Genomic DNA, 17898 nt, shown 5'->3' with positions numbered 1-17898 from the left:
TCGAAGCTCGCTTGTGGAGTAGAGCCGGTGGGCGAACTTTTCGGATTAAGGCCTGACCGATCCCCCAAGGTCCGCGATGCGGTTGACTGGAGTCACTGTACCCGATGCTGCAAGAATTGAGGAGAGATTGCCAAGTGCCGCCATTGCTTGAGGGATTGCGAATTCTTGTCTTGGAGGATGAATTCCTGATCGCCATGGATGTCGAGCAGCTTTGCCGCGACCATGGCGCGAACGACGTAGTGATTGCCCGCGCTCTGGCCGAGATCGATGAGCAGAAGGTCGTTGGCGAGTTCGACGCCGCTATCGTGGACCTCATGCTGGGCGGAACGTCCACACTCGATTTCGCCGCGCGGTTGCGCCAATCGGGCCTGCCGTTTGTCTTTGCCTCCGGCTATTCGGACCCCGATGAGATCAAAGGGTCTTTTCCCGGCATCCGCCTGGTCACCAAGCCTTATTCGGGGACCGATCTCGTCGAGGCTCTGGCGGCGGCCTGCGGCCGCGCGCCAGTCTGAGATATCTTCGATGCGTATGTGTAGAGAGCCCAGGCCCGCAAACGGGGCCTCCGCCGTCAGGCAGCGTTTGAACCCGTCACCTGGGACGAGATCGCGTCCGGCCCGTATTCGTCTTCGCCGGAGATTTTGAGGATCTCCTGCAACCGTGTGCGGGCCCGGCTGACCCGGCTCTTGATCGTTCCGACCGCACAGCCGCAGATTTCGGCGGCCTCTTCATAGGAAAAGCCTGAAGCGCCGATGAGGATGATGGCTTCGCGCTGGTCCTCGGGGAGTTGCTCGAGCGCGCCGCGAAAATCCTTGAGGTCAAGCTGGCCGTGCTGAGCCGGATGAACGGCAAGCCTGGCCGTCATGATGCCATCGCTGTCCTGCACCTCGCGGCCGCGCTTGCGCATCTGGGAATAGAACTCGTTGCGCAGGATGGTGAACAGCCATGCCTTGAGATTTGTGCCGGGCTGAAAGCTCTCATGCTTGTCCCAAGCCTTGACCAGCGTCTCCTGCACCAGATCGTCGGCCTTGTCGGCATTCTGCGTCAGCGACACGGCAAAGGCCCGCAGGCTCGGGATCGAGCCGAGCAGGTCGGTCTTGAACCCTTGTGAGACAGCTGCCATGCCTCAGTCCTTCTTCTGTGCGGGTTCGGCCTTTTCCAGTTGGCTGAGCAACTGGGCAAAGCGATCCGGCACATTGTCCGAGACCAGCTCGTCATAATACTGTTTGAGTTTACGGCCAATTTCCGAATTCGCCCCGAGCGGGTCGCCGGAATTGGCCCGGCGCCTGTCAGCGGCGCCAGCCAGCGTTTCTTTATTCATGTCCTTCATTTCGCCCTTAAATCCAGCGCCCCGAGCCGCCCCATTACACAACGCAAAGCGGCCCCCTCGTCTGGTTGCCCATCGCACCACAAACGTCGCCCGTGCAGTTTCGTTCCACAAGTGTCGGAACTTTTTCGCAAAACCCGCGTTTGGATGTTGGGGCTTGCAATCAGCTTGACCTGCAATCTATGCAATCACGTCATCTGAGGGAGACGTCTACCATGAGCCTTTCCGCAACCATCGCTCCGCACCTGCCGTTCCTGCGCCGCTTTTCACGCGCCGTATCCGGATCGCAGGAGAGTGGCGATGCGCTGGTCGCCGCGATGCTCGAAGCCATCATCGCCGACGTCGACATCTTCCCGCAAGCGTCAAGCGACCGCATCGCGCTCTACAAGGTATTCGCCAAACTGTTCACCTCCATTGCCATCCGCGTTCCGCAGGAGCAGGCGCAATCGGCATGGGAGCAGCGCGCCGCCGCCAATCTGAACGCCATTGCGCCACGGCCACGCCAGGCTTTCCTGCTGGTCGCGGTCGAAGGCTTCGGTGAAGACGAGGCAGCTGAAATTCTCGATGTCGACGCCAAGGAATTCTCCGAACTGCTTGCCCAGGCGAGCAATGAGATCTCTCGCCAGGTGGCGACCGATGTGCTGATCATCGAGGACGAGCCGCTGATCGCCATGGACATCGAGGAAATGGTCGAGAGCCTCGGCCACCACGTGGTCGGAACCGCGCGCACCCATACCGAGGCGGTGGCGATGTTCGGCAAGACAAGGCCGAAGATGGTGCTGGCCGACATTCAGCTTGCCGATGGCAGCTCGGGTATCGATGCGGTCAACGAAATCCTGTCGTCGACTTCGGTGCCGGTAATCTTCATCACCGCCTTCCCCGAACGTCTGCTGACCGGCGAGCGGCCGGAACCGGCCTTCCTCGTCACCAAGCCGTTCAATCCCGACATGGTAAAGGCGCTGATCAGCCAAGCGCTGTTCTTCGACCGGCAGGCCAAGGCCGCCGCGTGAAGTAGGGCCTTCAATCTCCAACTTTTCGCCGCCTCGCAGCGTTGCCGGCACTGGCGATCGCCAAACCGGCGATCAGCGGCTGCCCGTCGCTCCGTATGGGACGCACGCGCGTGAATCAATTCGCATCCGGGCCTCTTCCAAAGACCTTCTTTTTCGGGAAATGGTGGAACAAACAGCAATCACTCACGTTTTTGATCCAGTATCGGAAGGAGACAGATCATGCTCTACTGGGCGCTCGTATTTCTCGTCGTGGCGATCATCGCCGGCGCGCTTGGTTTCGGCGGCATCGCCGGTACCTCGGCCGGTATCGCGCAAATATTGTTCTTCATCTTTCTCGCCTTCCTCGTCATCTCGCTTCTGGCCGGCCTGTTCAGACGGGCATCGTAGGAGCGGGCGAACACTGGAAGCCGCACCCCTCAAACGGTTTCCAGCCACCGCCGGGCGATGTCCTTCAACGGGACATCGTCCGGCGGACCTTTTCTGGGGACCTACTCAGGAACTGAGTTCAAGTGAATCGTTCAGTCCTGATCAGGTGGACAGGTGATTGATGCGTTCTATTGGCGGAGGCGAGAGCGGACAGGGCGACGAGGTGATCGCACTGCACCCGGCTGAAAGCGGAATGCAGCTTGGCCGGGCATTGCTTCACGCTCTGCACAATGCCGGCATTTCCGTCCTCTATCAGGATCGTGAATTGAAGACTGTATGGGCCCGCAACATGCGCGCGCCGTGGGTCTCAGACACAGCCGACAGCAACGGCGCGCTGCCACCGGCGCAGGCTGAACAAATCGCCGCCGCCAAAGGCAATGTGATCGCTTCCGGCAATCCGGAACGCCTTGAACTGAGTGTACCCACCGGTGATGGCATGCGCTGGTTCCAGGTATGGGTCGATGCCGATCGGGGCCATCGCGGCGACGTGCAGGGCGTCGTCACCACGATGGTGGAAACCACCGAGCAGAAACGCCGCGAACAGACGCTGAAGACGCTGTTGCGCGAAGTCAGCCACCGCTCCAAGAACCTGTTGGCCATCATCCAGAGTATTGCCACCCAGACCGGCCGCTATTCCGAGACACCCGACGATTTCCTGAAGCGCTTTCGCGGCCGCCTGCAGTCACTGGCTTCCTCCCAGGATCTGGTAACGTCGTCGAACTGGCGGGGTGCAGCACTTCGCGAGCTTATCCGCGGCCAGGTCGTTCGCTACGGCGCCGATCCCGCGCAGAGCCTGCGCTTCAATGGCGTCAACCCCTACCTCAATCCCAACGCGGCCATTCATATTGGACTGGCAATGCACGAACTCGCCGTCAATTCATTCAGCTACGGCGCCCTGGCGCGGCCGGACGGCTTTGTCGAGGTAACCGCCGATCTGTCGAACGTCGCAGAGGCCGCAGACAAGCCGGCTTTGTCGCTGACCTGGGTCGAGGCCATTGTCGCCAATGATAACAGGCGCACCGAGAAACGCTTCGGCAGCGTTGCCCTCGAACGTGTCGTGCCGGCATCGCTGAACGGCACGGCGACGCTGGAGATCACCAGTGAGCGCCTCGAATATCGCCTCGTCGTTCCGCACGGCAATTTCGAAACCGAATGAGCGGCGGGATTCCTTAACCGGCTGTTCACCATAAAATCCGATGCTGTGGTTCCCAGAGATTGCTGGATCTTGACCGATTCAACCGATGTTTCGGCCGCAGCCTGCAACGCGAGTATGGGAGGAATGATCATGACGGTTGCCGATATGAACAGGCTGGAGCAGGCCGCCCGGGTGTCGATGAGCGGCTTTCAGGATCCTGATGCTTCAGCCTCGCCTTTGCAGCACGCCTGGCACCCCTTGCTTCGCTTCGCCGCTGTCGCGCTCGTCGCCGCTGTTGTGCTGATCGTGGCGTCGCAATTGGCCTGAGCCAGATGCTCAGGTTCACGCTGCTCCCACGCAGCCTGGCTCAGAAGCTTTCCAGTTCGTAGCCGACCAATTATTAACGCCCCTTTTCGGCACAGGAACTTTGACGGCTGTGGACCGTTCTTATGGCGAGAGGACGTGTCGCCGTGGAACACATCGCCGCTTTGCTTTTGGTAATTGGCTGTTCGAACAACATGACCGAATGCCGTGAACTGCCGGTGCCGGTCAGCGTTTTCGAAACCGCCGAAGCATGCACGGCAGAACGTCCATTCGCTGCCGGCGACGTGCAGGATCAGGCCGAGCACGTCGTTGCCAAATGTCTTGCGGTCGACCCCGCGCTGGAGGATGATTACGACCAGATCGTCTGGAACGTGCGCCCGGACGGCACCCTCGACGCGTCTTTGCAGATTTCCAATGTCGTGGTCGCGTCGAATGCGACGCGCCGCGAAAAAGACTCTCTTAGCCAACAATAAGATCGAGCGGGCAAAGGCTGCTGTTTCGTGCTAAATAGCGGCTGGAGCTTACTAAAGTGAGGACAAAGTGAGGAGAGATTCTATGCGGAAATTGATTATTGCCATGGTTGCGGTGGTCGCCGTCAGCGGCTGCAGCACGACCGAGCAGGATGTCGGCGTCGGCGCCGGTGTCGGTGCTTTGGCCGGCGGACTGATCGGCGGCGGCAAGGGTGCGCTGATCGGCGCAGCCGTTGGCGCCGGTTCCGGTCTGCTGGTGCGCAACCTGCGCAACGGCTATTGCCAGTATCGCGACAATCACGGCCGGCTCTACACCGCTCGCTGCTGATCCGCTTCACAAGCGTCAAACAATCGAGACGGAGACCAGTCAGCCGGTCTCCGTTTGTTTGCCTGCATGAGGCGGCGGGATCCTGATTTCCACCGTAAGCCCATCGACGCGAAAATCTCGGGCAATCGTGCCGCGCAATTCCTGCGTGACATTGAGGTCGATCAGCTTGGTGCCGAAGCCGGTCTTCGACGGCGCTTCGAGTTCCTTCTGCCCGGCCTCGCGCCAGTTCAGAACCAGCATCCGCTCGGACCCGCGCCCCTCGAACGACCAGTTGACCTTCAGCGCACCCACGGAATTGCCGGCCTCGCCATATTTCAGCGCATTCGTCGCCAGTTCGTGAAAGGTCAGGCCAAGCGCCTGCGTCGTCCTCTCGTCGAGCAGCACCTGAGGCCCTGACAATATCCCTTCCGGAAGCTCCTTGCCGAATACCTGGCCGAGCTCGATGCGCAGCAGGTCGCCAAGATCGGCCTTCTGCCAGCGCGAACGCGTCAGCATGTCCTGGGAAGCCGCCATTGCCTGCAGGCGGGCCGAGAAGGAAGTTGAGAACTCCTGCACGTCGGTTGCTTGCGCCGCCGTCTGGCGCGCAATCGCCAGCACCCGCGTGATCGAATTCTTGATTCGATGCTTCATCTCCTGCAGCATCAAATCCTTTTCGAGCAGGCTTTTTTCCGTCGTTTCATGCAGCAGCGACTTGGCGTCGTAGGCGCGCTCCTGGTAGCGGGCCACCAACGCTATGGCGCCGGCCAGAAGCAGGCCGAACAGCCCGAGCATGACCGGAATGGCGCGCGAGGACGGTTGCGAAAATGCACTTGTCGGCCGAAACAGCACCGTCCAGGGCCGACCGGCGACGATGATCTTGCGCGTCACCAACAGCCTGTCGCCAAAGCTCGCAACCGGCGGCGTCTCCGACTGGAACAGAAGATTGTCGGCGTCGGCCGTGCCGTCATAGATCGCGGTGTTGACCGGCAGCAAAGGCGTGCGGCTGAGCGCGGTCTGGAACAGGTCGCGGGCGCGGAAGGCCGCGTAGAGAAGGCCTGATGTCGATGATCTGGACGCGTTGATACCATCCGGCGCGGTTTCGACATTGAGCCTGACGAAGACCAGGAAACCGGTAAAGGTCTGCGCCGCGCCCGTGTCCTGGCCGAGTTGGACCAGACCGCTTGCGTGCTGTGCGTCATCGGCCAGCGCTTTTTCGATCGCCTCGCGCCGCACCGGCTCGGTGAACATGTCGTAGCCGATGGTGGATTCGTTGGCAGGGTCGAGCGGCTCGAACAGCACGACGGGCGTGCGCCACGGCTGTGTCGTGTCCGGATAGACCGTGTGGGCGGCGCCGCGGTCGCGCAACATGTCGCGCTCGACCGCCGCTTCGTCACCGGTCTTGGCCAGCCTGAGATAGCCGATGCCGCGCAAGCCGGCGAAATTGTTATCGACATTGAGGGCGCTGAAGAAGGCCTTGAATTCGCTACCTGAAATCTCGCCGTTGCGGGCGTCGAACAGCGCCTGCGTCGAGCGCAGCAGTGACAGATGCAGATCGATACGGCTTTCGATGCGGTTGAGCGCGTCGTCGGCCGTCGCCTCAAACTTGATGCGCGCCGCTTCCTGGGTCGCGAAATAGGCGAAGCCCGCCATCGTCAGGCTGATCAGTGCAACGGCAATGAAGGCAAGGATCGGGAAAAACTTCTTCAACGCAGGCCCATGGACGGTTCGGGACCTTTATGGGCAAGTCGCCGCGGCAAGACAATGGCGCGGCCAAGCCATAATGACAGCTGGCATATCATGCATATTTAGCCGGCTTATCGATCTCGAGCATCAGTGAACATGACAGCTGACGATAGCGTGGTCTCAGGCCGCGATCTTCAGCGCACCCGGACCGGGAATGGCGCCGGGCGGGCACTTTCCCAGGATGATCATGCCGAGCACTTCGTCCTGGGTCACATCGGTGGTGCGCGCGGTGCCGACGACCTGGCCGTTCTTCATTACGCAGACTCGGTCGGCAAGCTCGAACACGTCGTGAATGTCGTGGCTGATCAGGAAAATGCCGATGCCGTCGGCCTTGAGCTGCTTGACCAGTTCGCCGACCTGCGCCGTCTCCTGCGGCCCAAGCGCGGCCGTCGGTTCGTCCATGATCAGGATGCGGGCGTTGAACAGGATGGCGCGTGCGATCGCCACCGACTGGCGCTGGCCGCCCGATAGCTTGATCACGGGCTCCTTGAAGCGCTGGAAGCGCGGATTGAGCCGGCCCATCACCTTGCGCGCCTCGGCCTCCATGGCGACATCGTCGAGTGTCCCCCACGCGGTCATCAGTTCGCGGCCGAGGAAGAGGTTGGCGGCAGCATCGACATTGTCGGCCAGCGCAAGCGTCTGGTAGATCGTTTCGATGCCGTATTTCTTGGCGTCGCGCGGATTGGAGATCGAGGCCTCCTGGCCGTTGACCAAGATCTGGCCGGCATCGCGCTTGTGGGCGCCCGACAGGATCTTGATCAGCGTCGACTTACCGGCGCCGTTGTGGCCAAGCAGCGCCACCACTTCGCCCGGGAAAAGATCGATGGACGCATCGTCGACGGCGCGAATGCCACCGAACGCGATCGAGATGTTGCGCATGTCGATCAGTGGCGTACCGGTGGGAGCAGTTTTTTCCATAATCGTTCCTCCCTAGACGCGCTTGCGGTAGACGGTGTCGAGCCAGACGGCGATGACCAGGACAGCGCCAACGACAATGCTCTGCAGCGGCGAGTCGATGCCGAGCAGCACCATGCCGGATTGCAGCGACTGCATCAGAAGCGCGCCGAGCATGGCGCCCATCACCGTTCCGGCGCCGCCCGCGAGCGACGTGCCGCCGATGACAGCGGCCGCGATCACCAAAAGCTCGTCCAGTGTGCCCAGCGCATTGGTTGACGCATTGAGACGGGCCGACGAGATCGCCGCGCTGATTGCAGCCAGCACACCCATGATCATGAACACCTTCATGGTCACCCAGCGCGTGTTGATGCCGGCGAGTTCCGCTGCCTCCGGATTGCCGCCGATGGCGAAGACATAGCGGCCGAAACGCGTGCGCTTGGTGATGAACGTCATGATGATGCCGACAATCACCGCCATCAGCACCGGTATGGCGATGCCATGCGCGATGAACAGCCCGCCTTCGGGAACGGTGATGCCGTTCTGCTGTGCGTACTGGCGCACGATGCCGATCGGCCATGGATAGGAATTGGCGATCCACACGGCGCCGAGGATGGCCGCGCAAGCGACCACGCCAAGCAGGGTCTCGGCCCAGACGGGGCGCAGTGGAAAGCTGAAGCGCTTGCGCTGCGAGCGACCGTTGAGCAGCGCGAAGGCGACCGCCGCGCAGGCGACGATGCCGACGATCCAGCTGGCAGCGGCGCCAATCGAGCCGCGTGGTCCGCCGCCCATCAGCTGGAAGGTGGCGTCGAGTGGCGCGACCGTGCGCCCGCTGGTGATGAGCCATGCCATGCCACGCCAGACCAGCAGGCCACCAAGCGTCACGATGAAGGCCGGAACCTGCATATAGGCGATGATGAAGCCCTGGAACGCGCCGATCAGCAGACCAAGCACCACGCCGGCGGCAAGCGCGACGACCCAGAGCCAGGGGTTTCCAAGCTGGAAGCCGATGACGCGAATCAGGAATTCGGCCTGTGCCACGCCCATGATCATGCCGATCACGCCTTCGACGGAGCCCACCGAAAGGTCGATGTTGCGCATGACGATGACCAGTACCATGCCGGTAGCCATGATCGCGACCGAGGACGTCTGCACCGACAGGTTCCAAAGATTGCGCGGCGTCAGGAAAAGCCCGCCCGACAGGATATGTATGCCGACCCAGATGACCAGCAGCGCGCCGACCATGCCGAGCATGCGCGTGTCGAGCTCGGTCGCCTTCAGGAACCGGGCGACCGCGCCGAGTTCAGACGCTCGTGCCGTATCGGCCTGCGGATTTGAGGTCGTGTCGGTCATGATGTCCTCCAGCGGCTTGCCGTCTGGCGCGGATGCCGGACCACAGCCTAGAAGTTTGCCGCCGATGGCGGAAACACACAATTCTCGTAGAGAAAACGCCGCGGCTTGACCGCCGCGGCGCCTCATTTCTTCAAGTCGTCGAGATCAGTTGCAAGCCGCGACGCTGCCTGCGGCGACGCCTGTGCAGACTTCGTCCTTCTTGATCCAGCCGGCGTCGATGACGACGTTGAGGTTGTCCTTGGTGATCGCGACGGGGGTCAGGAACAGCGACTTGACGGTGTTGCCGCCAGGCGTGGTGAAGTCCTTGGCGCCGGCAATGTCGCCCGTCTTCTTGCCATCGGCGAGCTGCGAGGCGATCTCGGCGGCGTTCTTGCCGAGTTCGCGCGCGTCCTTCCACACCGACACCGTCTGCGTGCCGAGTGCGATGCGGTTCAGAGCGGCATGGTCGCCATCCTGGCCCGAGACCGGAACCGTTCCGGCGAGGCCCTGCGCCGTCAGCGCGGCGACAACGCCGCCGGCGGTGCCGTCATTCGCCGCAACCACGGCATCGACTTTGTTGTCGTTGGCGGTCAGGAACTGTTCCATGTTCGTCTGGGCGTTGGCCGGCAGCCAGCCATCGGTATAGGCCTCGCCGACATTCTTGATCTTGCCCGAGTCGATGGCTTCCTTGAGCACTTCCATCGAGCCCGAGAACAGGAAATCGGCATTCGGATCCGAGCCAGAGCCCTTAATGAAGACATAGTTGCCTTCGGGCTTCGCCTTGAACACTTCGCGGGCCTGCATGCGGCCGACTTCCTTGTTGTCGAAGGTCAGGTAAAAGACGTCCTTGTTCTCGATCAGGCGGTCATAGCCGACGACCGGAATGCCTTCGTCCAGCGCCTTCTGCACCGCCGGGCCGATGGCCGAGGCGTCCTGCGCCAGGATGATCAGAGAGTTGGCGCCCTGCGAGATCAGGCTTTCGACGTCGGTCAGCTGCTTGCCGGGATTGGACTGCGCGTCGGCGGAAATGTACTTGTCGCCGGCAGCCTCGATCGCCGTTTTCATCGCAGCCTCGTCGGTCTTCCAGCGCTCTTCCTGGAAGTTCGACCACGACACGCCGATGACCTTGTCCTTCGCCTGCGCGACCGACATCAGCGCCAGCGACATGGCGACACCCGCCAGCATGGCGGCTGCAAATCTGTTCATCATAATCCTCCCTGCGCCGCGTGCGGCGCGACAAAACTGGCCCGAGGGCCGGCACACAGAGGCCCTATTTTTCGAGCCTCGAAAAAATACTGGTTCAATGATAAGGCGCTGTCAACATCGATTCTGATGGATTCTGATGGCCCTTGCCGATTTTTTTCGAGGTCCGCAATAAACAATGACAGGGCTGCCGGCGTCTGCCAATATTTGGCTGGTGCCGTCGAACGCCTTCACTATCATGAGGCGCGAGGAGGCCGGGAGGAAACAAATGTCGGTTGGAATCCGCCACGACGATCTGCGCCGTCGCAACCGTGCCATGGTGATTTCGGCCGTGCGCCGGGCCGGCCAGCCGTCGCGGACCGAGATTGCGGCGACCACCGGCCTCAGCCACTCGACCATATCGGCAATCTCGTCTGATCTGATTGAAGAAGGCATCCTGATTGAAGGCAAACCTGGCGAGACAGGCGCACTGAAACGCGGCCGGCCGCAGGTCGGCCTTGGCCTCAACCCGGAAGCGGCGGCGGTGATGACCGTCGTGCTGTCGCTCAATTTCCTGTCCGTCACCGTCATCGACTATGCCGGCCACGTCGTCGCCGAGGAACAGCGCCGGCTGGACACGCTGACCAAGCCGCGCGACGAGCTGATTGGCGAATGCGTAGCAATCGTCCGGCGGCGGCTTGAGGATCCCGACCTCGATGTCCAGAGCATCGCCCGCATTGCCATGGGCATCCAGGGCATCACCGATTCGCAGGCGCGCGCCATGCTGTGGTCGCCAATCACGCCACTGACCGACATTGCCTTCGCCGACATGTTGGAAGCGGAATTCGGCATTCCGGCCACCATGGAGAACGACTGCAACATGATGGCGGTGGCGCTGCAATGGCGCCAGCCCGAGCGCTACCGCGACAATTTTATCGCCATCCTCTTGTCGCACGGCATCGGCATGGGACTGGTGCTGAAAGGCGAACTGTTCACCGGCACCCATTCCTCGGGCGGCGAGTTCGGCCACATGATCCACCGTCCGGGCGGCGCGCTCTGCCGCTGCGGGCGGCGCGGCTGCGTCGAGGCCTATGCCGGAAACTACGCCATCTGGCGCAGCGCCAAAATGATGAGCGAAGATGCCGAGCCGGTCGATGTCGGCGACGCTGATATGCGCGCACTCGCCGCGCGCGCCCGCGAAACCGATGGCCCGGAGCGCGAAGCCTATCGCAGGGCCGGCGAGGCGCTCGGCTTCGGCCTCGGCAGCCTGTTTGCACTGATCGATCCGGCACCCGTCGCCATGGTCGGCGTCAGCGCCGCCGCCTTCGACTTGATCGAACCGGCATTGCGCGAAGCGATCGCCCAGACCGCCGGCGGCCAGCACTCGAAATCGATCTCCTTCGACACCGAGCCCAACGAGCTGCCGCTGATCCGCGAAGGCTGTGCCATGCGCGCGCTCGGCTTCGTCGATCAGGAGATTTTCGCGCCGGGCATTCAGGCCAAATCCGGCAAGCATGTCGCCTGAATGGCCGGCAACGGCGCGACGCGCAGCATCCTAGTCTTCCCTGATCGCGTAGCCAGCGCCGCGAATGGTACGGATGACATCCGGCATGCGGCCGTTGTTGACCGCTTTGCGTAAGCGCCCGACATGGACGTCAACGGTTCGCTCGTCGATATAGATCGTCTCGCCCCAGACATTGTCGAGCAGTTGGCTGCGCGAGAACACGCGGCCGGGATGGCGCATCATGAATTCGAGCAGCCGGAACTCGGTCGGTCCGAGCCTGATCTCGCTCTTCTTGCGGTAGACACGGTGCGACTCGCGGTCGAGCACGATGTCGCCGACCTTGAGCACGCTGGACAGCACTTCCGGCTTGGCCCGGCGCAGCAGCGCCTTCACTCGCGCCATGAACTCCGGCGTCGAGAATGGCTTGACCAGATAGTCGTCGGCGCCGGTGGACAGGCCGCGCACGCGATCGCTTTCCTCACCGCGCGCGGTCAGCATGATGATCGGCAGCCGCTCGGTTTCGGGCCGCACTCTAAGCCGCCGGCAGAGCTCGATGCCGGAAACAGCGGGCACCATCCAGTCGAGCACCAGGAGATCGGGCACGTTTTCCTGCAGGCGGATCTCGGCCTCGTCGCCGCGTGTCACCACCTCGACGTGATAGCCTTCGGATTCGAGGTTGTAGCGGAGGAGCACGCCTAGCGGTTCCTCGTCCTCCACGACCATGATGCGTGGCGCGATCATCGGCAGTTCACCCTCATCAGGCCGGCATGGCCATCGCCGTCTCGTCCTGCTTCGGACGATTGGCGGGCAGTTGCTGGCCGGTCAGCACATAATACGCATTTTCGGCGATGTTGGTGACATGATCGCCGATGCGCTCAAGATTCTTGGCGCAGAACAAGAGATGCGTGCAGGCGGTGATGTTGCGAGGGTCTTCCATCATGTAGGTCAAGAGCTCACGAAACACGGACGTGTATTTGACGTCGATGCGCTCGTCGTCATTCCTGAGTTTTGCAAGCGCTGCCGCATCGGTGGCGGCATATTCCTCGACGACGCCTTGCACCTGGATCAGCACCAGCTGCGCCATGGCGTCGATGGAGTGCGACAGGTCGCGCGGCGTGACACTGAGGCCCACGGTGCCGACGCGCTTGGCGATGTTCTTGGCGAGATCGCCGATGCGCTCGAGGTCGCCGGCCATGCGGATCGAGCCGACCACGGCGCGCAGATCGTTGGCCATCGGCTGGCGCTTGGCGATCAGCGTGATGGCGCGGTCGTCCAGTTCGCGCTGGCGCGCATCCATGATGGCGTCGTCGGAAACGACACGCTGTGCCAGCGCATTGTCCGAATTGAGCAGCGCCCTGGTCGAGCCGCTGAGCATCGAGCCTGCCAGATCGCCCATGTCGCGGATCAGCTTGCTGATCTGCCCGAGCTCTTCATCGAAGGAGGCGACGGTATGTTCACCCATGATCTTGGTCCTCGTGCCTGAAATTCACCCGCCGGAAGGTTCAGCCGAAGCGGCCGGTAATGTAATCCTGGGTGCGCTTGTCGTCGGGGTTGGTGAACATCTTGTCGGTTGCGCCCTCCTCGACGAGATAGCCGAGATGGAACATCGCCGTGCGCTGCGACACGCGCGCCGCCTGCTGCATCGAGTGGGTGACGATGACGATCGTGTAGTTCTGGCGCAGCTCGTCTATCAGCTCCTCGACACGGGCGGTGGCGATCGGATCAAGCGCCGAGCAGGGCTCATCCATCAGGATCACTTCCGGCGACACGGCGATGGCGCGCGCGATGCACAGGCGCTGCTGCTGGCCGCCGGACAGGCCGGTGCCGGGCTCCTGCAGGCGGTCCTTGACCTCGTTCCAGATCGCAGCCTTCTTCAGGCTCTGCTCGACGATCTGGTCCATGTCGGACTTGCGCTTGGCCAGCCCATGGATGCGCGGGCCGTAGGCGACGTTCTCGTAGATCGACTTCGGGAACGGGTTGGGTTTCTGGAACACCATGCCGACGCGGGCGCGCAGTTCGACGACATCGATGTTCTTGTCGTAGATGTCGTCTTCATCGAGCGTGATCTTGCCGGTCACCCGCGCCGAATCGATGGTGTCGTTCATGCGGTTGAGGCAGCGCAGGAAGGTCGACTTGCCGCAGCCGGACGGGCCGATCAGCGCCGTCACCTGGTTCTGGCGGACGTCGAGATTGACGTCGAACAACGCCTGCTTCTCGCCGTAGAAGACGCCGACCTTGTCGCCGCGCATCTTGATGACTTCGTTCGACTTGGCGTTCATTTTGTCGCCCACTGCATTCTCAAGGGACTGTTCGGTCATGATGTTCATACCAAATTGCCTTTTTTCTACCAGCGCCGCTCGAACCGGCGCCGGAGCACGATCGCGGTGATGTTCATGGCCATGAGGAAGACGAGCAGGATGATGATGGCGCCGGACATGCGCTCGACAAAAGCGCGCTCAGCCTCGTTTGCCCACATATAGATCTGAACCGGCAGCGCGGTCGCCGGATCGAAAGGCGTCGTCGGATAATCGGCGACGAAAGCGACCATGCCGATCAAGAGCAGCGGTGCTGTCTCGCCGAGCGCACGCGCCAGGCCGATGATGGTGCCGGTAAGGATGCCTGGGGCGGCAAGCGGCAGGATGTGATGGAACACCATCTGCATCTTGGAGGCGCCGAGGCCGAGCGCCGCCGAGCGGATCGACGGCGGCACCGCGGCGAGGGCGGCGCGCGTGGCGATGATGATGGTCGGCAGCGTCATCAAGGTCAGCACCAGGCCGCCGACGAAGGAAGCCGAGCGCGGCATGCCGAGGAAGTTGATGAACACGGCAAGGCCAAGCAGACCGAAGACGATCGACGGCACCGCCGCGAGATTGTTGATGTTGACTTCGATCAGGTCCGTAAAGCGGTTCTTCTTGGCGAACTCCTCCAGATAGATCGAGGCGGCGACGCCGATCGGCAGCGCCAGCAAAAGCACGATCACCATCATGTAGAACGAACCGATGATGGCCACGCCCATGCCCGACGTCTCGGGCCGGCTGGAGGCGCCATAGCTGAACAGGCCGGTGTTGAAATGCTCGGCCATCGCGCCTTCGGCTTTGAGCTTGTTCATCCAGTCGATCTGCTGGTTGGACACCTTGCGGCGCGCTTCATCGACGCCGAGGTCGATCTGGCCCTTGAAGGCCGAGTCGAGATTGGCGGCGGCCAGGATGTCGACGTCACGCGTCGTGCCGATCACCGACGGATCGGCGGAGACGATGTCGCGCAGCTGGACGCGGGCGCCTTCCGACAGGAAGCCCTTGAGCTTCAGCATCATCGGCTTGTTGGCCGGATCGATGCCGAGCTTGGCCACCAGCGCGTTTTCGGCGAGCTTGGGATAGTTCGCCTTGATCAGCACGGTAGGGTCGGTCGCGCGCTTGCCGGAGGGATCGATCACCTTCTCGTCGAAGGTGACCGGCAGCGTCACCGTCGTCTGCCAGAAGGCGGTGTAGCCTTTCGAGACGATGGTGATCAACATGATGGCCAGGAACGCCAGGCCCACCGAGATCGCAATCACGCCATAGATGCGGAACCGGCGTTCGGCGGCATAGCGCGCCTTCAGCCCGATGTCGCGGCGCGGACGCGCGACGGCACCCGCCATCGTGTCCAGGGGGATGTCGGTCATTCGTACTGCTCCCGGTACTTGCGCACGATGTAGAGGGCGACGATGTTCATCACCAGCGTCAGCGCGAACAGCGTCAGGCCGAGCGCGAAGGCGACCAGCGTCTGCGGCGAGTTGAACTCGAGATCGCCGGTCAGCTGGTTGACAATCTTAACGGTGATGGTCGTCATCGCCTCGAACGGATTGGCCGTCAGATTGGCGGCGACGCCCGCCGCCAGCACGACGATCATAGTCTCGCCGATGGCGCGCGACGCCGTCAACAGGATGGCGCCGACGATGCCGGGCAGTGCCGCCGGCAGGATCACCCGCTTGATCGTCTCGGAGCGCGTGGCGCCGAGGCCGAGCGAGCCGTCACGCATTGCGCGCGGCACCGCGGTGATGATGTCGTCGGACAAAGAGGACACGACCGGGATCAGCATGACGCCCATCACCAGACCGGCGGTGAAGATGCTCTGGCCCTGGATGAAGGGCGAGCCGCCGGTGAGTGCCGCCGACAGGTCGCGCAAGAACGGTCCGAGCGTGACAACGGCGAAGATGCCGTAGACGATGGTCGGAATGCCGGCCAGCAGTTCCAACGCCGGCTTGACCACCGAGCGCACACCGCGCGAGGCATATTCGGACATGTAGACCGCCGACATCAGCCCGACCGGCACTGCCACCAGAAGGGCGACGGCGGCGATGTAGAGCGTGCCGGCAAGAAGCGGGATCAGGCCGAACTGACCCTGGCTGCCGCCGGAACCGGCGGCGGCGAAACGCGGATCCCACACCGTGCCGAAGAAGAAGCTCATCGGCGACACGCTCTCGAAGAAGGTGATCGTCTGGAACAGCATCGACAGCACGATGCCGACCGTGGTCAGGATGGCGATGGTCGAGGCCGCAAGCAGCCCCCACAGCATCAGCTTCTCGACATTGTTGCGCGCCCTGGCGCGCGGCGCGATCTGCCTCAGCGCATAGAAGGCGCCGGCGACCGACAGCGCGAAGGTCAGCACGGCGCCGAACAGGCCGAGCCGGTCCTGGACCTGGTTCGCCTCGACCGCGATCGGGATCATATAGTCCTGTGTGTCGCTGGCCAGTGCCACGCCCTTGGCGGCGAGCAGCGGCTGCAATTCGGCGAAAGTAGCGGGAAGTGCGGTATCGCCATCGAGCCGGCGCAGGCCCTTGGCCAGGCTCTTCACCAGGCTGGCGTCGAGCGCTTCGCTGGCCACCTTTGTGTCGGCGGTGCGCTCGGGCAAAGCGGCATGGATGTGCCGGTCGAGATAGAAGGAAGAGCCGATATCCCAGACGGCGAGCAGCAGGACGGCAGGCAGGACCGCGAGCAGAAAGGCCCACCAGCCATGATAATGCGCGCGCGAATGCGGCTTGACCTTGCCGGTATCCTGCGCCGCTGCGCGCTGGCGGCCGATCACAAAAGCGACCACGCCTATGGCGATGACTATGGCGAGTACGAGCAAGGACGACATCACCCACCCCAGGGAAAATTCAGATCGCCGCCACCGTTGCGGCAAGCGGCGAAATCAGGGCGCGGATTTGGTCCGCGCCCTGATCCGGTCGGTTGATTACATCGTCTTTTCGGCGGCGAAGGCGTCGCGCTGGCCCTGACGTTCGGCGTCGGGAGCGGAAACCAGGCCGTACTGGGCGAGCGGGCTTTCCGGGCCGATCATCTGGTCATCAAGGAAGAACTCGACATATTCCTTGAGGCCGGGAACGACGCCCAGATGCGCCTTCTTGACGTAGAAGAACAACGGCCGCGACACGGGGTACGTGCCATCGGCGATGGTCTGCGTCGAAGGCACGATGCCTTCCACGGTAGCGACCTTCAGCTTGTCGGCATTGTTCTCGTAGAAGGCGAGGCCGAACACGCCAACGCCGGTCTTGTTGGAGTCGATGCGGGCCAGCGTCTCGGTGTAGTCGCCATCGATGTCGACAGCCTTGCCGTCCTTGCGGATGGCGATGCAGGTCTTGCCGATTTCCTTGTCGTCGGCGATGCCGGCAGCCTTCAAAGCGGCCTTGTCGCAGCCGGCGTCGAGCAGCTTGGTCTCGAACACTTCACGGGTGCCGTGCTTCTCACCCGGGATATAGGCGGCGATATCCCAGTCGGGCAGCTTCGGATTGACCTGGTTCCACTTGGTGTTCGGGTTGTCGACCAGCTTGCCGTCGACCACCAGCTTGGCGGCGAGCGCCTTGTAGATGTCGGCGGGAACCAGCGCCCAGTCCGGACCCTTGATGTCGGTGGCAAAGACGATGCCGTCATAGCCGATGCGGACTTCCTGGACGTCCTTGACGCCGGCGTCGGCGCAGGACTTCAGCTCGTCCTTCTTGATCGGGCGCGAGGAGTTGGCGATATCGATCGTGTCTTCGCCGACGCCCTTGCAGAACTCCTTGATGCCGGCGCCGCTGCCGCCGGACTCGACCACCGGGGTCTTGAAGTTGGTGAAGGTTTCGCCGAACTGCTCGGCGACGATCTTGGCGTAAGGCAGCACGGTCGACGAACCGGCGACCTGGATCTGGTCACGCGCAGCGGCGACACCGGACGATGCGGCGAACGCTACCGCCACGGCCGATGCCGTAACGAGGAATTTCTTCATGTGG

The 17898-nt window shown here is 62.6% G+C and carries 20 protein-coding genes; 8 read left to right on the top strand and 12 right to left on the bottom strand.

Features of this window, described 5'->3' with window-relative positions; genetic code table 11:
- Window positions 1-194: 194 nt before the first annotated feature.
- Entirely contained in the window at window positions 195-512 is a 318-nt protein-coding gene (locus tag NKI35_RS18285; RefSeq protein ID WP_050485906.1) for a response regulator, read from the top strand.
- 56 nt (window positions 513-568) lie between these two features.
- On the opposite strand, the gene NKI35_RS18280 is transcribed toward NKI35_RS18285, so the two are convergent.
- A complete protein-coding gene (locus tag NKI35_RS18280; RefSeq protein WP_023670095.1) occupies window positions 569-1120 on the bottom strand; it encodes a sigma-70 family RNA polymerase sigma factor in 552 nt (183 codons plus the stop codon).
- Between the two features lie 3 nt (window positions 1121-1123).
- On the bottom strand, window positions 1124-1327 hold the full coding sequence (locus NKI35_RS18275; protein ID WP_023670096.1) for a NepR family anti-sigma factor: 204 nt from the start codon (window positions 1325-1327) through the stop codon (window positions 1124-1126).
- A 212-nt stretch (window positions 1328-1539) separates the two neighbouring features.
- On the opposite strand from NKI35_RS18275, the gene NKI35_RS18270 reads away from it, so the two are divergent.
- From NKI35_RS18270 to NKI35_RS18245, 6 genes are all read left to right on the top strand, one after another.
- Entirely contained in the window at window positions 1540-2334 is a 795-nt protein-coding gene (locus NKI35_RS18270) for a response regulator (RefSeq protein ID WP_023670097.1), read from the top strand.
- 219 nt (window positions 2335-2553) lie between these two features.
- A complete protein-coding gene (locus NKI35_RS18265; protein ID WP_023670098.1) occupies window positions 2554-2721 on the top strand; it encodes a DUF1328 domain-containing protein in 168 nt (55 codons plus the stop codon).
- 160 nt (window positions 2722-2881) lie between these two features.
- On the top strand, window positions 2882-3916 hold the full coding sequence (locus NKI35_RS18260; RefSeq protein ID WP_352741161.1) for a sensor histidine kinase: 1035 nt from the start codon (window positions 2882-2884) through the stop codon (window positions 3914-3916).
- A 129-nt stretch (window positions 3917-4045) separates the two neighbouring features.
- Window positions 4046-4222, top strand: coding sequence for a hypothetical protein (locus NKI35_RS18255; protein WP_023690108.1), 177 nt, complete (start codon window positions 4046-4048; stop codon window positions 4220-4222).
- Between the two features lie 143 nt (window positions 4223-4365).
- Complete coding sequence (locus NKI35_RS18250) at window positions 4366-4692, top strand: hypothetical protein (RefSeq protein ID WP_352741159.1); 327 nt, start codon at window positions 4366-4368, stop codon at window positions 4690-4692.
- A gap of 82 nt (window positions 4693-4774) precedes the next feature.
- Entirely contained in the window at window positions 4775-5017 is a 243-nt protein-coding gene (locus NKI35_RS18245) for a YMGG-like glycine zipper-containing protein (protein WP_023818436.1), read from the top strand.
- Window positions 5018-5056: 39 nt separating this feature from the next.
- Here the strand turns inward: NKI35_RS18245 and NKI35_RS18240 are convergent, their stop codons facing one another.
- From NKI35_RS18240 to xylF, 4 genes are all read right to left on the bottom strand, one after another.
- Complete coding sequence (locus tag NKI35_RS18240; protein ID WP_352741158.1) at window positions 5057-6703, bottom strand: CHASE domain-containing protein; 1647 nt, start codon at window positions 6701-6703, stop codon at window positions 5057-5059.
- Window positions 6704-6859: 156 nt separating this feature from the next.
- Window positions 6860-7657 (bottom strand): ATP-binding cassette domain-containing protein, encoded by a 798-nt coding sequence (locus NKI35_RS18235; RefSeq protein WP_352741156.1) that lies wholly within the window; start codon window positions 7655-7657, stop codon window positions 6860-6862.
- 12 nt (window positions 7658-7669) lie between these two features.
- Window positions 7670-8986 carry a sugar ABC transporter permease gene (locus tag NKI35_RS18230; protein ID WP_352462175.1) on the bottom strand — a complete coding sequence of 439 codons (1317 nt, stop codon included), beginning with the start codon at window positions 8984-8986 and terminating at the stop codon, window positions 7670-7672.
- Window positions 8987-9130: 144 nt separating this feature from the next.
- Window positions 9131-10171 carry a D-xylose ABC transporter substrate-binding protein gene (gene xylF, locus NKI35_RS18225; RefSeq protein ID WP_352741154.1) on the bottom strand — a complete coding sequence of 347 codons (1041 nt, stop codon included), beginning with the start codon at window positions 10169-10171 and terminating at the stop codon, window positions 9131-9133.
- Between the two features lie 265 nt (window positions 10172-10436).
- Here xylF and NKI35_RS18220 point away from each other — a divergent pair, with 265 nt between their 5' ends.
- Window positions 10437-11672, top strand: a complete 1236-nt coding sequence (locus NKI35_RS18220) for an ROK family transcriptional regulator (protein ID WP_352741152.1) — start codon at window positions 10437-10439, stop codon at window positions 11670-11672.
- A 30-nt stretch (window positions 11673-11702) separates the two neighbouring features.
- On the opposite strand, the gene phoB is transcribed toward NKI35_RS18220, so the two are convergent.
- The 6 genes from phoB to NKI35_RS18190 all read right to left on the bottom strand — a co-directional run bounded on the left by phoB (window position 11703) and on the right by NKI35_RS18190 (window position 17894).
- A complete protein-coding gene (gene phoB, locus NKI35_RS18215; protein WP_031193203.1) occupies window positions 11703-12392 on the bottom strand; it encodes a phosphate regulon transcriptional regulator PhoB in 690 nt (229 codons plus the stop codon).
- Between the two features lie 16 nt (window positions 12393-12408).
- On the bottom strand, window positions 12409-13113 hold the full coding sequence (gene phoU, locus NKI35_RS18210; protein WP_352741150.1) for a phosphate signaling complex protein PhoU: 705 nt from the start codon (window positions 13111-13113) through the stop codon (window positions 12409-12411).
- Between the two features lie 40 nt (window positions 13114-13153).
- Window positions 13154-13978 (bottom strand): phosphate ABC transporter ATP-binding protein PstB, encoded by an 825-nt coding sequence (pstB, locus tag NKI35_RS18205; protein ID WP_023670110.1) that lies wholly within the window; start codon window positions 13976-13978, stop codon window positions 13154-13156.
- 17 nt (window positions 13979-13995) lie between these two features.
- Window positions 13996-15312, bottom strand: coding sequence for a phosphate ABC transporter permease PstA (gene pstA / locus NKI35_RS18200; protein WP_352623583.1), 1317 nt, complete (start codon window positions 15310-15312; stop codon window positions 13996-13998).
- The gene (gene pstC, locus NKI35_RS18195; protein ID WP_023706293.1) at window positions 15309-16769 is read right to left on the bottom strand and encodes a phosphate ABC transporter permease subunit PstC; all 1461 of its coding nucleotides are present in this window, start codon (window positions 16767-16769) and stop codon (window positions 15309-15311) included. Before pstC ends, pstA begins: the two co-directional genes overlap by 4 nt.
- A gap of 96 nt (window positions 16770-16865) precedes the next feature.
- Complete coding sequence (locus NKI35_RS18190; protein ID WP_352741147.1) at window positions 16866-17894, bottom strand: substrate-binding domain-containing protein; 1029 nt, start codon at window positions 17892-17894, stop codon at window positions 16866-16868.
- Between the last annotated feature and the right edge of the window lie 4 nt (window positions 17895-17898).

The sequence above is a fragment of the Mesorhizobium sp. M0676 genome, assembly GCF_040320535.1.
Lineage (GTDB): Bacteria > Pseudomonadota > Alphaproteobacteria > Rhizobiales > Rhizobiaceae > Mesorhizobium.
The sequence above is the reverse complement of the archived record's forward strand: the minus strand, read 5'-3'. Positions and strand labels throughout refer to the sequence as shown.